Annotated in this window: 12 protein-coding genes; 9 read left to right on the top strand and 3 right to left on the bottom strand. The window is 58.7% G+C overall.

Translation table 11 applies throughout. The annotated features are described in order from the left end of the window. Positions 1-482: 482 nt before the first annotated feature. From NML54_RS08785 to NML54_RS08780, 3 genes are all read left to right on the top strand, one after another. The gene (locus NML54_RS08785) at positions 483-1,484 is read left to right on the top strand and encodes a hypothetical protein (RefSeq protein WP_254757570.1); all 1,002 of its coding nucleotides are present in this window, start codon (positions 483-485) and stop codon (positions 1,482-1,484) included. After that, complete coding sequence (locus NML54_RS09010) at positions 1,367-1,690, top strand: hypothetical protein (RefSeq protein ID WP_489686308.1); 324 nt, start codon at positions 1,367-1,369, stop codon at positions 1,688-1,690. Before NML54_RS08785 ends, NML54_RS09010 begins: the two co-directional genes overlap by 118 nt. A gap of 283 nt (positions 1,691-1,973) precedes the next feature. Next, the gene (locus NML54_RS08780; protein WP_254757568.1) at positions 1,974-3,185 is read left to right on the top strand and encodes a cytochrome P450; all 1,212 of its coding nucleotides are present in this window, start codon (positions 1,974-1,976) and stop codon (positions 3,183-3,185) included. A 186-nt stretch (positions 3,186-3,371) separates the two neighbouring features. Here NML54_RS08780 and NML54_RS08775 read toward each other — a convergent pair whose 3' ends face one another. Next, on the bottom strand, positions 3,372-4,256 hold the full coding sequence (locus tag NML54_RS08775; RefSeq protein ID WP_254757566.1) for a lytic transglycosylase domain-containing protein: 885 nt from the start codon (positions 4,254-4,256) through the stop codon (positions 3,372-3,374). Positions 4,257-4,541: 285 nt separating this feature from the next. Then, positions 4,542-7,436: a multicopper oxidase domain-containing protein gene (locus NML54_RS08770; RefSeq protein ID WP_254757564.1), complete on the bottom strand. Its 2,895-nt coding sequence runs from the start codon at positions 7,434-7,436 to the stop codon at positions 4,542-4,544. 353 nt (positions 7,437-7,789) lie between these two features. On the opposite strand from NML54_RS08770, the gene NML54_RS08765 reads away from it, so the two are divergent. Together NML54_RS08765 and NML54_RS08760 are read left to right on the top strand one after the other, a co-directional pair. Further along, positions 7,790-9,151 carry a glycosyltransferase 87 family protein gene (locus NML54_RS08765; RefSeq protein ID WP_254757562.1) on the top strand — a complete coding sequence of 454 codons (1,362 nt, stop codon included), beginning with the start codon at positions 7,790-7,792 and terminating at the stop codon, positions 9,149-9,151. Beyond that, entirely contained in the window at positions 9,148-10,614 is a 1,467-nt protein-coding gene (locus tag NML54_RS08760; RefSeq protein WP_254757560.1) for a glycosyltransferase 87 family protein, read from the top strand. Before NML54_RS08765 ends, NML54_RS08760 begins: the two co-directional genes overlap by 4 nt. A gap of 187 nt (positions 10,615-10,801) precedes the next feature. On the opposite strand, the gene NML54_RS08755 is transcribed toward NML54_RS08760, so the two are convergent. Continuing rightward, the gene (locus NML54_RS08755) at positions 10,802-12,493 is read right to left on the bottom strand and encodes a hypothetical protein (RefSeq protein ID WP_254757558.1); all 1,692 of its coding nucleotides are present in this window, start codon (positions 12,491-12,493) and stop codon (positions 10,802-10,804) included. A gap of 243 nt (positions 12,494-12,736) precedes the next feature. Between NML54_RS08755 and NML54_RS08750 the strand changes: the two genes are divergently transcribed. The 4 genes from NML54_RS08750 (at position 12,737) to NML54_RS08735 (ending at position 16,565) form a co-directional block, all read left to right on the top strand. After that, on the top strand, positions 12,737-13,717 hold the full coding sequence (locus NML54_RS08750; protein ID WP_254757556.1) for a CPBP family intramembrane glutamic endopeptidase: 981 nt from the start codon (positions 12,737-12,739) through the stop codon (positions 13,715-13,717). A 144-nt stretch (positions 13,718-13,861) separates the two neighbouring features. After that, positions 13,862-15,169 (top strand): M18 family aminopeptidase, encoded by a 1,308-nt coding sequence (locus NML54_RS08745; protein ID WP_254757554.1) that lies wholly within the window; start codon positions 13,862-13,864, stop codon positions 15,167-15,169. A gap of 272 nt (positions 15,170-15,441) precedes the next feature. Then, entirely contained in the window at positions 15,442-15,789 is a 348-nt protein-coding gene (locus NML54_RS08740; RefSeq protein ID WP_254757552.1) for a hypothetical protein, read from the top strand. Positions 15,790-15,995: 206 nt separating this feature from the next. Further along, the gene (locus NML54_RS08735) at positions 15,996-16,565 is read left to right on the top strand and encodes a hypothetical protein (protein ID WP_254757550.1); all 570 of its coding nucleotides are present in this window, start codon (positions 15,996-15,998) and stop codon (positions 16,563-16,565) included. Positions 16,566-16,970: the final 405 nt, after the last annotated feature.

The following is a 16,970-nucleotide window of genomic DNA, read 5'->3' as shown; positions in this document are numbered from 1 at the left end:
CTTGTCTGGGGGGGGGGGGGTTGGGCGCCCCCACGCCCCCCCCGCGCCTTGCTTTTTTGTGTTTGGGTTTTTTTTTCCCCCGCCCGCCGCCCCCCCCCCCCCCCGCGCCCCCCCCCCCCCCCCGCCTCACGTTTTTCCTGCATTGATAATTCCCTTAACGATAGAATGAGGTACGGAACACTAAAAACTCACCTGGCCAGAAATGATATCTAAGGTATGACCTGCTGAGTTAGACAGTTTCCGGTGTTATGTATCGATGAAGGCATAAGACCGACCGCGGGATGCCAAAAGGTGACCCGCTGAAAGGAGGGTGTCATGAACGCCCTGCATACCAATTCTTATAACTGCTCACAGCTAGTTTGGGCTGCCTATAAGAGCACGGACCCTAATGTGGACCTCGACTCTGACGGTGGCCCCGGCGTATACCCGACAGACATCAAGAAATCACACTGGGTACATCACTACGAAACGAGGTGGTAGCAATGACCACATCCCGTCTTTCAGGAAGTCTGCGTCTGGGACTTATCGGCGCCCTCCTCCTGTCAGGCTGTAGCGCAACCATCCCAGTAACAAACGACCCTCGCAAAGCCCTTGACGAAAGCAGCGTCGCCATATCCATTGCAGGCGACTCAAGATACCTGCCGAATGCTGGAGGAGGCGTAGCATTCTACAACTCAGAAACCCAAAAATGGTCAAGAATCAAAAATGTTGGGGTTCGAAACTCGCCAATTAAATATAAAGATAAAAACCTGTATTTCACAGATACAAATTCGCTATTCACCCTCTCCGATACACTACACACATACCCAAAGAAAACAAAAAATGATTACAGTGAAGATGTGTACGTTGCAGACGATAGCACTATTGTAGCTATAGATAATTACGGAGGGGATGGAAATGGTGATTACCTATTCCTTGTGACAATTGTAAAAGATGGTGAGGTGAGGGAAGAGAGAATTAAAAATAATTTACTCTTCACAGCTCAGTGCGCCGACGGCAGCATATGGGGCTACGACAAAATCAGCAATTACGAAGGAACAGATAACCAATACCTACACCCAAGGAACCCCACATACCTTACCCGTGTGTACCCGAACCCTTCAAATGAAAAAATGTTCTCGAAGAGTCTCGAAAGTAACACAATGGAAGGTTCCTACATTGTGTGTGCAGGAAATAGAATTGTGAAAATCCATGATACTTACCCGCAAAGCATTACCGACTACCAATATGCAGATTTAAAAGATATTGACGGATCCATGCTCGAAGTAATTAATGTGCAAACAGGCGAGCATACAGAACGCCAAATTACCGGTGAAGTGAGCAAACGTGTACATGGAAAAATGTTCCTTCAGGTGCACCGTATGCAATACACGCATACGGGGACGACATCTGGTGGGTCCATCACGACGGGCGAATCATCTCAACCAACATTGATACCGCCCACAACACTGTACGATTCAGCCTCAAGATCCCAGAAGGAGTAAAGGAAGTCTCTACATACTACTGGACCGAGAAGAACCTCTACGCCATGTACGAGCTGCAAGGAGAAACCTATATTCAAGCCTATTCCGTTGAGTCCGGTGAACTCATCAAAACCCAGAAAATACCGCACTACAACGCTCTTCTGAACGGGCGCGAATACCCCTCATACTTCGTTATTACAACCGAAGAGAAATTCCTTAAAAACTAGCCTCTTACGCTGAAATGCTACATAGAGTGAGGCGGACGGCACCTCCCTGGTGGGGGTGCCGCCCGCCTCGTGCGTCCGTGACATGCCGCCCCTCACCCCACCGCACTGTTCGATGAATGAGAAGCAAGGAACCCCTACCCTGCGCCACCAACCCATAAGTGATACGGTCAAAGAACAACTAATGGATTCACGTGCTGAAATGCACGCCCGACCCTGCCCCACACGCATCGCCCGGACGCCTGCATCCAGCACGCCACAACTCTATAACGAACACGGGTGAACAATGACTGAGAACGTACACAACGACTGGGACCTCCGAAGCGAAGAAGTGCAGAAAGACCAGGTAGCCGCCTACGACGCAATGCGCCGCCGCTGCCCCGTCGCCCACGACGAATTCATGGGCTACTCCGTCTTCAAAAACGCCGACGTACAGCACGTACTCGACCACCCCGAAATCTACTCCAACGTCGTCTCCACCCGCCACATCGCCGTCCCCAACGGCATGGACGCACCCGAACACACCACCTTCCGTGCCGTCAATGACAAGTACTTCACCCCCGAACGCCTCGAAAAGTTCGCACCCGTCATCCGTGACGCCGTCAAGGCCCTCATCGCAGAACTACCCCGCGGCGAAGAAGTAGACGTCATGCAGGGCTTCGGCCAGGCCTACGCAATGCGCGTACAGAACGCCTTCATGGGCTGGCCTGCATGCCTCGAACAGCCCCTCACCGAATGGATCGAAAAGAACCGCGTCGCCACCCTGCGCCGCGACCGCGAAGAAATCGCTAAGGTCGCCCTCGAATTCGACGGCTACATCCGCCAGCTGCTCGACGAACGCCGCGAGGACGCCGTAGCCGGCAACCCCAAGGACGTCACCGCCGAACTGCTCACCGACACCGTGCAGCTGCCCGGCGAAGAACCCCGCACCATGACCGACGAAGAAATCGTCAGCCTCATCCGCAACTGGACCGTGGGCGAGCTGTCCACCGTCTCCGCAACCGTGGGCGTATTCGTCAACTTCCTGGCACGCAACCGCGCCGAGCAGGACCGCCTGCGCGCATCCCTCGCCGACGGCAACGCACTCGACGACCGCAGCGAAATCGCCCTCGCCGTCGAAGAAATCATGCGACTCGAAGACACCCTCGTCACCAACCGCCGCATCACCACTCGGGACACCGAACTCGGCGGCCGCACCCTGCCCGCCGGCTCCCGCGTGACCATCAACTGGGCAAGCGCCAACCGCGACGAGGATGCCTTCGAAGATGCCCTCACCTACAACCCGCACCGCGACCAGTCCCGCAACCTCGTGTACGGCGACGGCATCCACGTCTGCCCCGGCGCGCCCCTGGCACGCCTGGAACTGCGCATCCTGCTTGAGGAGCTGCTGCGTGGCACCGAGTCCATTGAGATCGCGGACGAGAGTGAGAAGCCCGCAACCGTGAATGCCGTGTACCCGGTCTCCGGCTACTCGGTTGTGCGCGCCATCTTTAACTAGGCACACTCCAGCTCTAAAAAGGGCGAGGCGCCGACCCCTGAGAATGGGGGTTGGCGCCTCGCGCTATTAAGAGTAAATATAAGAGTGAATAGTAGGGTAGTAGCGGCCGGTATCAGCTGCACATTATATATAAAACAGAATATTCCCTGACGGCTATATAGACTAGTGAGATATCCAAAACTGAATTTAGCGGCCGGAACTCGTCGCTGAAGGCTTCACCGAAGAACCCGCAGAACCGCTCGCAGATGCACGAGCCGAAGCACTCTCAGAAGCCTCCGCCGCAGCCGATGCCGACTCCTCCGGGGATAGAGCCGTACCATCCACATGAACACCAGCCATCGCCGGAGTCACACCATTCACGAAGCTCAACTTCGCCTGCTTGAACTGGTACTCGGGAGAGCAGGTCAGCTTATACTTCGAATTCGCTAGCTCGCGAATCGACTTCACATAATTCTGAGTTTCCTCATACGGAGGAACACCGCCGTACTTCTCCACAGAACCCGGACCCGCGTTATAACCGGCGAGAACCACATCCTGCAGCTCATCCTCATTGGAGGCGTACTTCGCCAAACGAGTACGCAACTCACCCAGGTAGCGTGCCTGCGCCGCAATCGCATTGTGCGGGTTCAGAACATTACCGCCATTGCCGAAGCTGTAGTGGCCGCCGCTCCACGCATCATCAGTGAACTGTGCAATACCCTTAGCGCCCTGGGAGGACACAGCGCCCACACGCCAGTGGCTCTCAGTCTCAATCTGCGCCGCCAGCACGCCAGGGCGGAAACCCGCCACCTTAGAGCCCTCCTCAAAATCGGATCGGAGAGCCGCCGGAGCATACGAAAGCTCCGTCATACCGCAATAGTCGTCATAGGTGGCTGCCAGGCCGGCAACACCGCCACCCAAAAGAACCGCAGAGGCAATAATCTGCCAATGCGCAAGCGCCCCGGCGAGAAAGCGAAGCGGGAAAGCTTTACGCTGCCGAGGGGAAGTCTGTGCGTCCGCCGAAGCGGGGGTGTGGTTGTTGACGCCCGTAGCGCTGCGCTCGGAAGAGGCGCTCGAAGTGCTATCTGCCATTCCTATAGACTAGCGCACCATGCCCGTTCCTGACTAAGAAAAGTTCGCCCATGAGGCTAAAAGCATAGTTTGCCGTGGTGTGTGCAGGCTCCTGCCGGGGTGTGTGCAGGGGCTCTGGGCTGGCTCTGTAGGGGCTTGTCCGGGTACAGAAAGACAGTGCAGAAAGACCCCGCCCGGCGCATCCAATCCCATAGGATGCACCGGGCGGGGTCGGCCTCTCACGGGGCGCTAGAAGCGCCTAGGGTGAGGGGTTAGTGGGCAGCCACTACTAGCGGGCAGTGACGACTAGCGATCAGTGACCACGATCTTGCCGGCGGCACCGCGCTCCATCTCCGAGAAGGAGTGATTCACGAACATGTACGTGCCAGACTCCAAGAACTTCATCTCCACGAAGCCGCCCTGAGCGGGCGCCAAATCGAGTGCCTGGCTGTGGCCGTCACGGCTACCGAACGCATCTGCGCCGCGGCGCATCAGGTAGCCGCCCTCCTTGTAGACCGTGTCGAACTGCGAACCGACCACGTGGAAGCTTGTGCCCAGGTTCGGGCCCGCAGCCATCACCCAAACACGGATACGCTCGCCCTTCTTCACCTGCAGCGGCTTCGCCTTGTACTGGGTTGCGTGGCCGTTGAACATGGTCAGCGTGGGGGTGCCCGCCGCAATCAGCTCCGGCGAGTTCTCCGCCAGCTTGTTACCGTCGGAGGCGGTCTTGCCGGTGTCGTGCAGGTACGCCTCGCCCTGAACCATCACGTACTCGTGATCAACCGGGTCAAGGTTCGCCGGGTCGATAATGACTGCGCCGTACATACCCTGGGTCATGTGCAGGCTCAGCGGGGCGGTACCGCAGTGGTACAGCCAAATACCGGCGCCCTTCGCCTCAAAACGGTAGACGAGACGCTCACCGGGGGCGATGGTCTTCATCGTTTTATCGGGGGAGACCATGCCCGCGTGGAAGTCCAGCGAGTGGCCCATCGTGCCGTTATTGATGAGTGTAATTTCAAAAACGTCACCGACTTTACCGCGCAGAATCGGTGCCATGTTCTGCCCGTTGAACGTCCACATGTGAACGGTTACGCCGGGCGCCACCTCGCGGTCGACTTCCTCAACTTCTAGGGTGACCTTGCGAACGGTCTTGCCGTTCACCTTCTCGGCGGTGTTCGGTGCCGGGATGTTCGGGTCGCGGTACTTGTAGCCGCTGCCGGGCGCTGCGGACATGTTAATCTTGCTGTTCGCAACGGTCATGAGGGTCGGGGTGCTACCCGACGCGGCGTGGTTGTGGGTGCCCGTAGAACCGTGGTTGTGGCCGCCCTGCGCCACCTGGTTTGCGGAGGCGCCGGTCGCCTTCACCTTGAACACCATGCCCAGGGCGCGGTGACCCGCCACGGAGCAGTAGCCTTCCTGGTCGGCGGTAATGACACCGGCATCAACGGTTTTCGTTTCGCCGGGGTTGATAACGCCGGTGGTCGCGCCGTTGTCGAAGGTCAGGTCGTGGGTCATGCCCTCGTCGTCGTTGGTGACTTCAACGACCAGGCGGTTACCGGCGGGCACCTCCACTTCTGCGGGGGTGAAACGGTAGTTGCTGGTCGCCTTCACCTGCACGGTGGTGGTCTGACCGGTTGCAGCCACAGAGCCCGACGAAGAAACCGACGGCAGGTTCAACGCGGACGGGTTCACAGCGAACCCCAGCAGGAACGCCATGGCGACCGCGAGTGCCGCCTGGAAGCTCTGCTTGGCGTGCGGGACGGGCTCCGGGGTGAGCGCCTCCTGATTGAAGACGGGCTTCTCGCCGCGGGCGCGTGCTGCCATCATTTCCTTGCGGGTATTCACGGACGCCTTCACGCCGCGCACCATCAGCGGGATAAAGGCGATGAGTGCTAGGGCACCCACGATGGCGACCGCCATCTTAACGGACTGGCCCACCATGGAGCTGGGCATCATGAAGATCAGCAGCGCCAGGTTCACGGCGGTCACGCGACCGGCAGCAAAACGGCTGAACTCCTTATTGGATGCGCGCACCACCGCCGGGCCGCCACCCATCAGCTGAGGTAGCAGGTAGCTCATCGCACCCAGCAGCACCTGCAGTAGGAAGCCCACCACGAAGATGGGGGTGACCGCACGAATATCCATGACGGCGAACGGAGTGGTTGCCACCATGTAGGCGGTGGCCGCCACGCCAATAATCAGCCAGAGGAAGCCCATGCCGACGCCCATCGGCGGGTACTCGGTTGGGCGCTTGGTGCGCAGGGTACGTACCATCACCCAGGCAACAATGAGCAGACCGACCAGGTAGACGACCAGGCCCGCGGCAGCGAGCGGGCGCATCCCGAATATGGAGCCGACAAGGGACAACGCCAAGCCGCCGCACATCAGGTACAGGGCGCGCAGGCTGTAAGTGAGCGCCTTATCAACCATCTTCGTGCGCAACATGGTCGGCCAGAACGTCACCAGCGTACCCACCACGGTAATACCGACGAAGCCGAGCACGTTCACGACCTCGTGCGCGAGCAGGAACTGGGCGTGCAGGGTGCCCTTCAGGTTCGGGTAGGCAATCATCGCGCCAAACGTCGCACCGAGGGGCAGCATGAGCGCCGCCGCAATGTAGAAGCGAATCGTCACACCGAACCGCGAGGGCAGAGCCTGACGCATCTGCTTCAGCAGGTACAGGGCATGCCACGTGACCATGGCGCCCACAATGAGTGCACCGACCACGGTGGCGGCGTAGAGTCCGGGCACGCTCAGCTGACCGATCATGCCGACCATGAGCACGAGAATACCGGCGTTCAGGATGAAGATGCGGCGCACCTGGGTGCCGCGCGCTTCATCGGGGATTTTGATCTTCATGAGCGCTTCGGTGAAGTGCTGCGACCAGATCAGGATCGAGTTCGTAATCAGGCCGAGGGTGACAATGTGCACCAGCAGCCAGCCGCTATTCGGGATAAGCTTATGCAGCAGAAGCGCACCGATAAGGGTGAACATCCAGTAAGAGACGGGTTTGGAGGCGCGACGATGCCACGTACCGCGACCGGATGCACGGTGTGCAATCTCTTCGGGGGTGAGGTTCCCGCCGGGTACATCAGCCGGACGCGCGCCAATGCTCAGGCCGGAGGAGCCGCCTCCGGAGACGTTTGCGGGCTTGCCGCTCGTGTTCTCACCTTCGGGTGGAGTGCCGAGATGTTCACTCACGTAATCACTGCTTTCACTGCTGGTTGTTTGTGGACGTCGGTGTGCGGGTCGGCACCCGGTACCCCTGCTTTTGGCGGCCCTGTGTTGGGGTGGGCCCAGCGCTGGGATAGGCGGAGTGCCAATAAGCCCATTATATTGCCCGGTTTGTACCAATTTTAAAGACATGACGGGCATATGAAGGCGGCTCATATCGTGATAGTTGTGCCCGCGTGCTCAAGTGATTCTTCCCCTGTGAATCTTCTCCCCAATGCACCTTTCACAGGTGCGCGCGATAAACTATTAGGATTCCAAAATCAGATGCCCGCCCACCCTACGCGCGCATCCACCGGCACCAAGGTAAGGACAAGCACCTCGTGACAAGGACTGACTCCACCACCCCCATCTGGGGAAAAATCGCTATTGTGGCACTCATCCTCATTGTTGGCGGTGGATACGTCATCAAAATGCTCACCAACCCCTTCGCCGGTATGGACTTCTCCATCTACCGTCTGGGTGCGATGACCATTTTTGATAACGAGGGCTTCACCCAGGACCTGTACTCCCCGACCCTGAACGATCACGGCGTCATCAAGCCGCCGTTCACGTACCCGCCGTTCGCGGCAATGCTGTTCTTGCCGTTCGCATTCCTACCCCTGGAAGTCGGCATGGTCATTATGGTGGTCGGTTCGGCTGTGGTGGCGTGGTGGATTTCCACAATCATTTACAACTACGTGAATGCGCGCGGCCGTGAACTGCCCCTGCAGCAGTACTTTGGTCGTGCCGGCACGATTGCGATGCTGACCATTCTGGTGGTGGCGGCGGGCCCGTGGCAGCGCACCCTGGACCTGATTCAGATTAACCCGTTCATTACGGCGCTGATTCTTGCCGATTTTGTGCGCCCGGCGACCCGCGTGCCGCGCGGCGTGCTGATTGGTATTGCGGGCGGCGTGAAGCTGACCCCGCTCGTGTTTGGTCTGATTCTGCTGGTCCGTCGCGACTGGAAGGGCATCGCGACCCTGGGTGCAACGTTCTTCGGCACCATTGCGCTGGGTTTCATTCTGATGCCTAAGGACGCGCCGGAGTTCTGGTTCTCTGCGCTGACGAACCCCTCGCGTGTGGGTGGCCTGAACTTTGTGGATAACGTCTCGATTCAGGGCTGGCTGCTGCACTTCGGTCTTTCTGAGAGCGCCGCGAAGCCTGTCTACTACGCCCTGGCGCTGGTCACGATTGTGCTGACCGCCGGCCTGCTGTATCAGCTGGAACGCCGCGGTGCCGCGCTGGCGCAGGTGGCGGTGACCGCCTCCCTGATGGTGGCGCTGTCGCCGATTAGCTGGTCACACCACAACGTGCTGCTGCCCCTGCTGGCTGCCGTGTTCATCATGGATGCATTCCCCACCTATTTTGCGGTTCAGCCGGCGTGGCTGCGGGTGACGGCGACCGTGTTCGCGGTGGTTGCGGTGCTGGGCCTGTACCTGTCGCCGATTAGGATTGCGTCCTGGTTCCACGGTAGCGCGGATGGTTTGGAACAGCTGGCTCCGGGTGCGTTGGCGGTTTCGGCTATTCCCGCGTTCTGCCTGTGGGTGACGATGACGCTCTGGTCGGTTGCCGCCCTGAGTGCGCCGGTGCGTGGCGCTCCGGTTGACCCAGCCGAAAGCGATGCTACGCTGGGCTGGTGGGGCGCTCGTGCCGTTGTATCTGAACACGCGGCTACTACTTCTCGGGAGGTAACCGCGTGAGCGGCGAGAAGAATCGCGAGATGAACGCCGAGGCGGTAGCGTCTATAATCCCGTGGGCTTCGGCATATTCCGCGGTTGCGGAACCGGCTGCTAAAAGCGCTGTAGAACGCGCGGAGCCTGCCGCAGAGCCCACAAAACCTGCCCGTCCAGGCTTCTTTGACCGCATCCCCGGCATGCTCAGCGGCGCTCTCTGGGCGCACCTGCTGTTCATCCTGGTTGCCCTCTACGCCTTCGACTACGTGACGCACGCGGCGGCTGACGATATTTACGTGTACCGCCTGGGCGCTGTCTCCCTGGCGGACGGCCCGGACGGCTACCAGCTGTACACCTTCCGCACGCGCGGCCTGCCGTTCACCTACCCGCCGTTTGCGGCGCTGCTCTTCTACCCGCTCGCGTTCCTCACCGAGCCGCAGAGTATGCTGCTGATTACCGCCATTATTTGTGCGCTCTGCTACTGGTGCGCGTACCTGTTGTACTCCTACGCGCGTAGCCGCTCGTGGCGTTTGCCGTTGCAGAAGCACCTGGGTCATTGGGGTATGGTGTCGCTGATTGCGGCGCTGATTTGGATGTGCGGCCCGTGGCGTTTGACCACGCATTTTGGGCAGATTAACGCCATCATTTTGGTGCTGATTCTCGCTGATTTTATGCGTCCGGCAACCCGCATTCCGCGCGGCGTGCTGCTGGGTATTGCGGCGGGTATTAAGCTGACTCCGCTCGCGTTCGGTCTGCTGCTGCTCATGCGTAAGGACTGGAAGGGCATCGCGACCCTGGGCGCGAGCTTCGCCGCGACCGTGGGTATCGGCTTCCTGGTGATCCGTGAGGAGTCGCTGACGTTCTGGTTCCACGCGGTGCGTGACACTTCGCGTGTGGGCTGGTTCAGCTACTTCGATAACGTGTCGATTATGGGTACGCTGACCCATGCGGGCCTGCAGCATCACCTGACGGCTACCGCCCTGTCGGTGGTGCAGGTGGCATTGACCCTGCTGATTGTGCTGGTTACGGCGGTTCTGTTGGTTCCGCTGATTCGTGCCCGCGCGCTCATGGCGCAGCTGGCGCTGACCGCGTTCATGATGCTGCAGATTTCGCCGATTAGCTGGTCGCACCACAACACCTGGTACCCGCTGATGCTCGCCGCCGTGGTCATGGAAATCTTCCCGCTCATGTACCAGCGGGGCAGCTCCTTCGTCTTCACGTTGGCTGTTATCTTGGCGACTGCGGCGCTGGTGGGCATGTACATTTCGCCGTTCTGGATTGTGCTGGCGCTCTCCCCGCACTTCAACTCGGATCAGATTCTGATGGTGCCCGAAGGGTCCCTGGGCCTGATGGCTGGCACCATGCCGTACCAGCTGATGTACCTGTTCATACTGGTGACGTTCTTCGTGTACCTGGCGAACCGTCAGCTGGTGGAACGTGCGGCATACGCCGCAGGTGCCGAACTAGCGGAGGCGAAGTACTCCCGCTAAAGAAACCGCCCGCTCACGGCGGCGGGCGCCTCCAGGCAGGGGCGTAAGCCCACCGGTCAGAACCTCAGAACATAGCCTCCGGGTGCATATAAATGGGCATAAAAAGGGCATAAAAGTATCCCCCGCACCTATGACGGGCGCGGGGGATACTTTTATGCCCAGCCTACTGACCTAGTCAGTCACGCTGTTAGTTAGTGCCGATGCTCCAAGTAATGTTGGAGTCGGTGCGAACCTGCATGTAGCTTTTGTTGCTCTGAACCCACTGCATGCTGCTCTTCACGGTCGGGATGGTCGAGGAGAAGAACGGGTCGTTCTTAGTCGCGTTCAGAACACTGAAGCCGCGGGTGGTCGGTCCGCTGGTCTGGAACTCCATAGTTGCCTCGGTGCCTTCGTAGGTGAAAGCGTAGTAGTTCATGGTGCTCTGGAACTTCTCACCCTTCTTGTAGTGGGGTGCGGAGTCTGCATCGTAGACGCGGATGGTCCACTCGCCCTTACCGGTCAGCTCCAGCTTGCGGGTGGGGGTGGAGTGGCCGCTCGCGTCAATCCACGAGGTGCCCTTGAGCTCCTTGCCGTCGCGGGTGGAGTCGAGAACGCTCACACCTGCGGTGATGTTGCCCTTGTCGTCACGGCTGGTGATGAAGGCGTTGACTACACCGTCTGCGGGTTTGAACTCGTAGTAGATCAGGCCTGCGGAGACATCGCCCTTAATCTTCTCAACGTCGATGGTGTCCTTGTTGTCGGCGACGGTCTTCTTGTATTCCTTGAACTCACCCTCGGGCATCTTCGCTTCAGCAGCAGCAACCGGCGCTGCGGAAGAAGCCTCAGAGGATGCCGCCCCGGAGGACGCCTCCGCGGAAGTAGCCGCCGCGCTCGATGCTGCAGCAGAACCGGAGGTAGGGTTCGAGCCGCCACGCGGAATCAGCATGACAATCGCCAGGATGATAACAACCAGCAGAGCCAGCGCGCCACCGATAACACCCCAAATCTTGGTGCCGGAGAACGGGCCCTTCTTCTCGGAGCCGTCCTCACCCTGACCTGCGTATGGCTGCTGAGCGTTGTACGGCTGACCCTGGTAGGGGTTGTTCTGGTACTGGCCGCCCTGGACGTTCTGGCCGCCCTGGAAGCCCTGACCCTGGAAACCCTGGCCCTGGAAGCCCTGACCCTGGTACTGGCCACCCTGGAAGTTCTGGCCCTGGAAACCATCAGCCTGGTTCGGCTGGAAGACGTTCGGAGCCTGACCCGCCGGGATGAACTGCGCGTTCTGGTCGCCCTGTACGTTCTGACCGGGCTGCATGTTCTGACCGGGCTGTTCCGAGAGGTTCACGGTGCGCTCGGTTTCGGGGGTGTGGAACTCAATGAGCGGGGAGCTCTCGATAGTGTGGGTATCCTCTTCGGTGGAGGCGGGTGCCTCAGCTGCGGGAGCCTCAGCGACCGATTCAGGTGCCGATGGTGCCTCGGGGGCAACCTCGGCGACGGAATCAACAACAACGGGCTCGGAAACGACCGGCTCAGAAACGGCAGGTTCGGACAGCGCAGGTTCGAACAGTGCGGGCTCGGCAACCGGAGCCTCAACAACGTGCGCCTCAACGGTCAGCGGCGCCGCAACCTCGGCGGGCTGCTCAGCCTCAACAGCATGCTCAGTAGCTACGGGCTCAGCAACCTGCTCAGCGGGAGCCACCTCAGCAGCGGAATCCTCGGGAACCAGCGGCTCAATAGTAGCCTCTTTAACCTGAACGGGTTCAGGCTTGGGCTCTTCGACCCACAGCTGCCAACCTTCAGGAACGGGACCCCACGCGGGGTCAGGACGCCACGTAGGAGTGGGGGTCCATCCGGCAGGAGGAGCGGGCCAGTTGGGCGGCGGATTGAAGACGAGTGCCATAAGAAAGCAGCCTTTCTGGTGCTGAAAAAAACACCCCGGAAGAGCGGTCATCAGCGACTATGTATATGAGTGTATTATCGCTACAAATTATGGCATAGGTTCAGAAAATGAACCCCGTGAATGGTGGGTTTTTAGCCTTATTCACGGCTTTTTCAATGGTTTTGGAACATTCCGTATCAATCAGTACTTGAAGGTTGCCGCATGCCCAGTCACCATCGATCCCGCGGAGGCTAGGATTAAAGAATGAACACGACACCGCCTCCCGCACCCCCGCAGGTAGCCGCCGGAACCCCCGCTGCTCCTGCGCCTGTTGCAGGTCTTGCCTACCACCGTCTCTCCCACGCCGACCCGAAATCCCGCTGGTTCTCACCTCTGCTGGAAGGTCTGCTCGGCGTCGCCGTATTTATTGGCCTCAACCTGATTATTTCAGTCGCTCTGTTTATGTCGATTAGGGGTTCGGGGGTTTCCCTCCAGGATGTAGCTACGAACCGCGCCGTCATTATGGAGCACCCGGCGCTGTTCGCACTGACGTTCCTCTCCCTGATCGCCATTGTGCCTTCGCTCTTTCTGGCGCGCCTGATTGTGGGCCCGAAGCCCTGGGGTCTGATCCATTCGGTGGCGGGCCGACTGCGCCGCTCGCTGCTGCTTCCGTACCTGGGTTTGAGCTTCGCTGTCTACGGCATCTACTACGCCGTGATGCTGGCGTTGAGCGGTGAGAGCCTGCCCGAATACCGCTATTTTCAACCTCCACAGATTGAATTTTGGGTTTATGTGGCGATGATGCTGCTCCTGGTACCTGTGCAGTGCTACGCCGAAGAGCTCGCCTACCGCGGCTTCATGATGCAGATGCTGGGCCGCTGGCTCCGCACCCCCTGGCTGCCGATAGCGCTGCCCGCCGTGCTGTTCATGCTCTCCCACGCCTACGACCCCTGGGGTCAGAGCACGATTCTTGCGATGGGTATTTATGCGGGTTTCCTCTGCTGGTACACCGGCGGTCTGGAAGCCTCCATCAGCCTGCACGTGGCAAATAACGTGATCCTGATGCTGCTGTCCATGGTGGCTGGTCTGGATCCGTTCGCCTCCGAGGGTGTGACCCCTCTGGATGCGCTGCAGGGCATCGCGCTGGAAGGCGTGTACGTGGTGCTCGCCTGCCTAATCTTCAACGCACGCGCTCGCCGCGGCGAGGTTTCACGTGAAACACAACCGCTCAAGGTTGATAAATAGGCTGGTTGGCGGGTTGCTCTGGCCCAGCTACCCCAGCCCGCCCACCCCGCTCCATTCGAGCCTCACCAGGGCTATTACTCCACACCGCGTGGACTACCAGCCCCGGTCACCCCGTCAACACCCAAGAAAAGGTAGGGTTAAACCATGACTGTTGATGCTGTAAAAAATATTGAAGACCTCGCCGCATTCGTGGCGGAGTCGCCGGTCTCTTACCTCGCCGCGCGCACGGTAGCGCGCCGCCTGCAAGCAGCAGGCTTCACCGAGCTTGTAGAGACCGAAGCATGGGACCCGCAGACTGCAACCGGCCGCCACTTCGTCGTCCGTGATGGCGCGATTATCGCCTGGGCTGGCGGCGCGAAGGCGCAGAAGGCAAGCGGCTACCGCGTGCTGGGTGCGCATACCGACTCGCCCTCCCTGAAGGTCAAGCCCTCCTCCTCCATCACCACCAAGGGCTGGCACCAGATTGCCGTCGAGAACTACGGTGGTGCACTGCTGAACTCCTTCCTGGACCGCGAGCTGTGCGTGGCGGGCCGCCTCACCGTCCTGGAGGACGGCGAGCTGAAGGACCGCCTGGTGCGCACCGGCCCGATTGCGCGCATCCCGCAGCTGGCACCGCACCTGGACCACAAGCGCAACGAACTGGTGCTGGACAAGCAGTTCAACATGTACCCCGTGTGGGGTGTGGACCCGGCGGAGAACGACGTGCTCGGCTACATGGCGAAGCACGTGATTGACGGCGAGCCGGTCAACCCGCAGAGCATCGTGGGTTACGACCTGCTGTTCGCTGATTCGCAGCCGCCGCGCCGTTTTGGTGCCGATCAGGAGCTGTTCGCTTCCGGTCGCCTGGATAACCTGTCTTCGGTGCATGCGGGTTTGACCGCCCTGGAGCGTTACGTTGCCGATAACGCGGACGAGCACGCTACCGAGACTGTGATGCTTGCGGCGTTTGACCATGAGGAGCTTGGTTCGGAGTCGCGTAGTGGTGCGGCTGGCCCGTTCCTGGAGGATATTTTGGTGCGCCTGTCTGCTGCGCGCGGTGAGGGCACGGAGGAGTACCGCCGTTCGGTGGCGGCGTCGTTCTGCCTGTCGGCTGATGCTGGTCACCTGGTGCACCCGAACTATCAGGGTCACCACGACCCGACCGTGCAGCCGCTGCCCGGTGGTGGTCCGTTGCTGAAGATTAACGCGAACCAGCGTTATGCGACGGATTCGGTGGGTGCTGGCGTGTTTGCTGCGGCGTGTACGAAGGCTGGTGTGCCGTATCAGGAGTTCGTGTCGAATAACAATATGCCGTGTGGTTCGACGATTGGCCCGATTACGGCGACTCGCCTGGGTATGCGCACCGTGGATGTGGGTATTGGTTTGCTGTCGATGCATTCGATGCGCGAGATGTGCCATGTGGACGACATGGCGTACATGACGCGCGCGGTGGAAGGCTTCTTCCGCCTCTAAATTGAATCCCGCTGAGCTATGAACAGCTGGGGAGTGGGCGCCGGGAACGTAAGGTTCCCGGCGCCCTTATTTTTTAAAAATTTTTCAAAATTTTTTGGGGGAGGGGGAGCTGTTTACCTCTTGAATAGGGTCTATGTGTGCTGTAAAGTAACCCACAATACGTTATATACGTGTTGCACACTACTTGTTTTTGAGAATTTTTCACCAATGATGGTGCGCCATCAGCTCGTCACCGGCGTAGCGAGCGAACCCCAACGTGAAAGGCGGTTCCCATGTTCTTCGATATTTCCCTGATTCCGCTGGCGGTTTTGGTCATTGTGGGTCAGCTGAAAAAAGCACCACCAAGGTTGCTAAACAACCCTGGCTATCAGAAGGAGAGGGAGCAGGTGCTAAAGCACCGGCGCATCCTGGATGTGCTCAGCCTGAGTTTTGCTCTTGCTCTGATGATTATTCAGTGGGGTGGCCCCCTGATGACGATTGCCTTTCGGGCGGGCGTTATTTGGTTGGTTCCCAGCCAGCTGTATGATCTCTGGCAGAAGTTCAATGTGCCGCGTGGGGTACTCTTCGCGTGTGCTATCGCGCTGATTGTTATTGAGTTTGGGTTGGCGCTCCTGCCCTAACCTGCACCCTATAACAGTTGTGGCGGTGACCGAACAACGGTCACCGCCGTAGCTATGTTCCATGATGGGTATTCCGTGACGGAGTGGCGTGAGGTAATCGTCTCTGTAAAGAAACGGTTCGTCAGGGGGAGTAACTGAGAGTGGATATGTTGAATCTAGTTTTGTTGCGCTACTAGCGTTTTATGCTACTGAAAGGAAATGGCATCATGAATTCTACATATAAGATGTTTGCCGTAAATGAGAAAATAATTTTGTATATCTTGTTTCTCATTGTGTTGCAATTTTTCTATATTTTCCCAACTAGCCTGTATGCAGATTTCAATGGATTTGTCTCGCCATGTGATGGGTGGCAAGGTAGCTATTTCGACTATATACCCTTCTTTGTGGTGGGAGTTGTACTTGCTAGCTTGTGGCAGATTTTTAGTATATGGCTGGGTGTAAAGCTTCGCATAGGCATTTTTTGGATTGCGTCGCTATATTTAGTTTTTAAAATGTATGGGACTTATGAAATTGTAAAAAGCTATATCGTCAGTCCATGTAAAGCCCCTACAGAATATATGCATGGAATATTGTGGCCATATGATTTGCAAGCATTCATTCTCTGTGGTCCCGATATTGTCTCATGCGTTATTTTTATAGCAGTTTTTATTGCATGTTCTAAGCGTAGCTACTGGATACCAACCCTCGCAGCTATAGCCGCATTTGTTGCGCAGTGCGTCCTCTCGGTGCTGCTCTGGGAATACGTTAGGGGACTTATCTACTTCCTCCTGCAGTAGCGTTGGGCCGTTGAGGTGCAGGCTTTTACGGAGCTGAAGGTTGTGCCATGGGCGCCCTGACCGTGACCCTCCGGGCATGTTGGCTTCTGCTGATTATCGAGTAAATAGCAATATCTGACGCTGGTGTCTTTGTGCCGTATTTGCTCCAAGAGCCCGATAATCTCCATGTTTACGCAGGTCAAGACGCTCAGCGACGCGAACCGTGCACGATTCCTCGCCACGAGCGCCTACCAGCAGTGGAAGGCCCAGCCCCAAACCCCCAGCAGCGCCCGCCCATAAACCCACTCACGCATAAGCCCACTCAAAAACAGTTGTGGGGGGGGGGGGGGGGGGGGGGGGCCCCCCCCCACCGGACAGTAGATGAAAACGGGGGGTGGGTGTGTGGGGGGGGGGGGGTGGGGGGGG

The sequence above is a fragment of the Rothia gullae genome (genome assembly GCF_024294905.1).
In the GTDB taxonomy this organism is placed as follows: domain Bacteria; phylum Actinomycetota; class Actinomycetes; order Actinomycetales; family Micrococcaceae; genus Rothia.
Note: the sequence above shows the minus strand (reverse complement) of the source record. Positions and strands in the feature narration are given on the sequence as shown.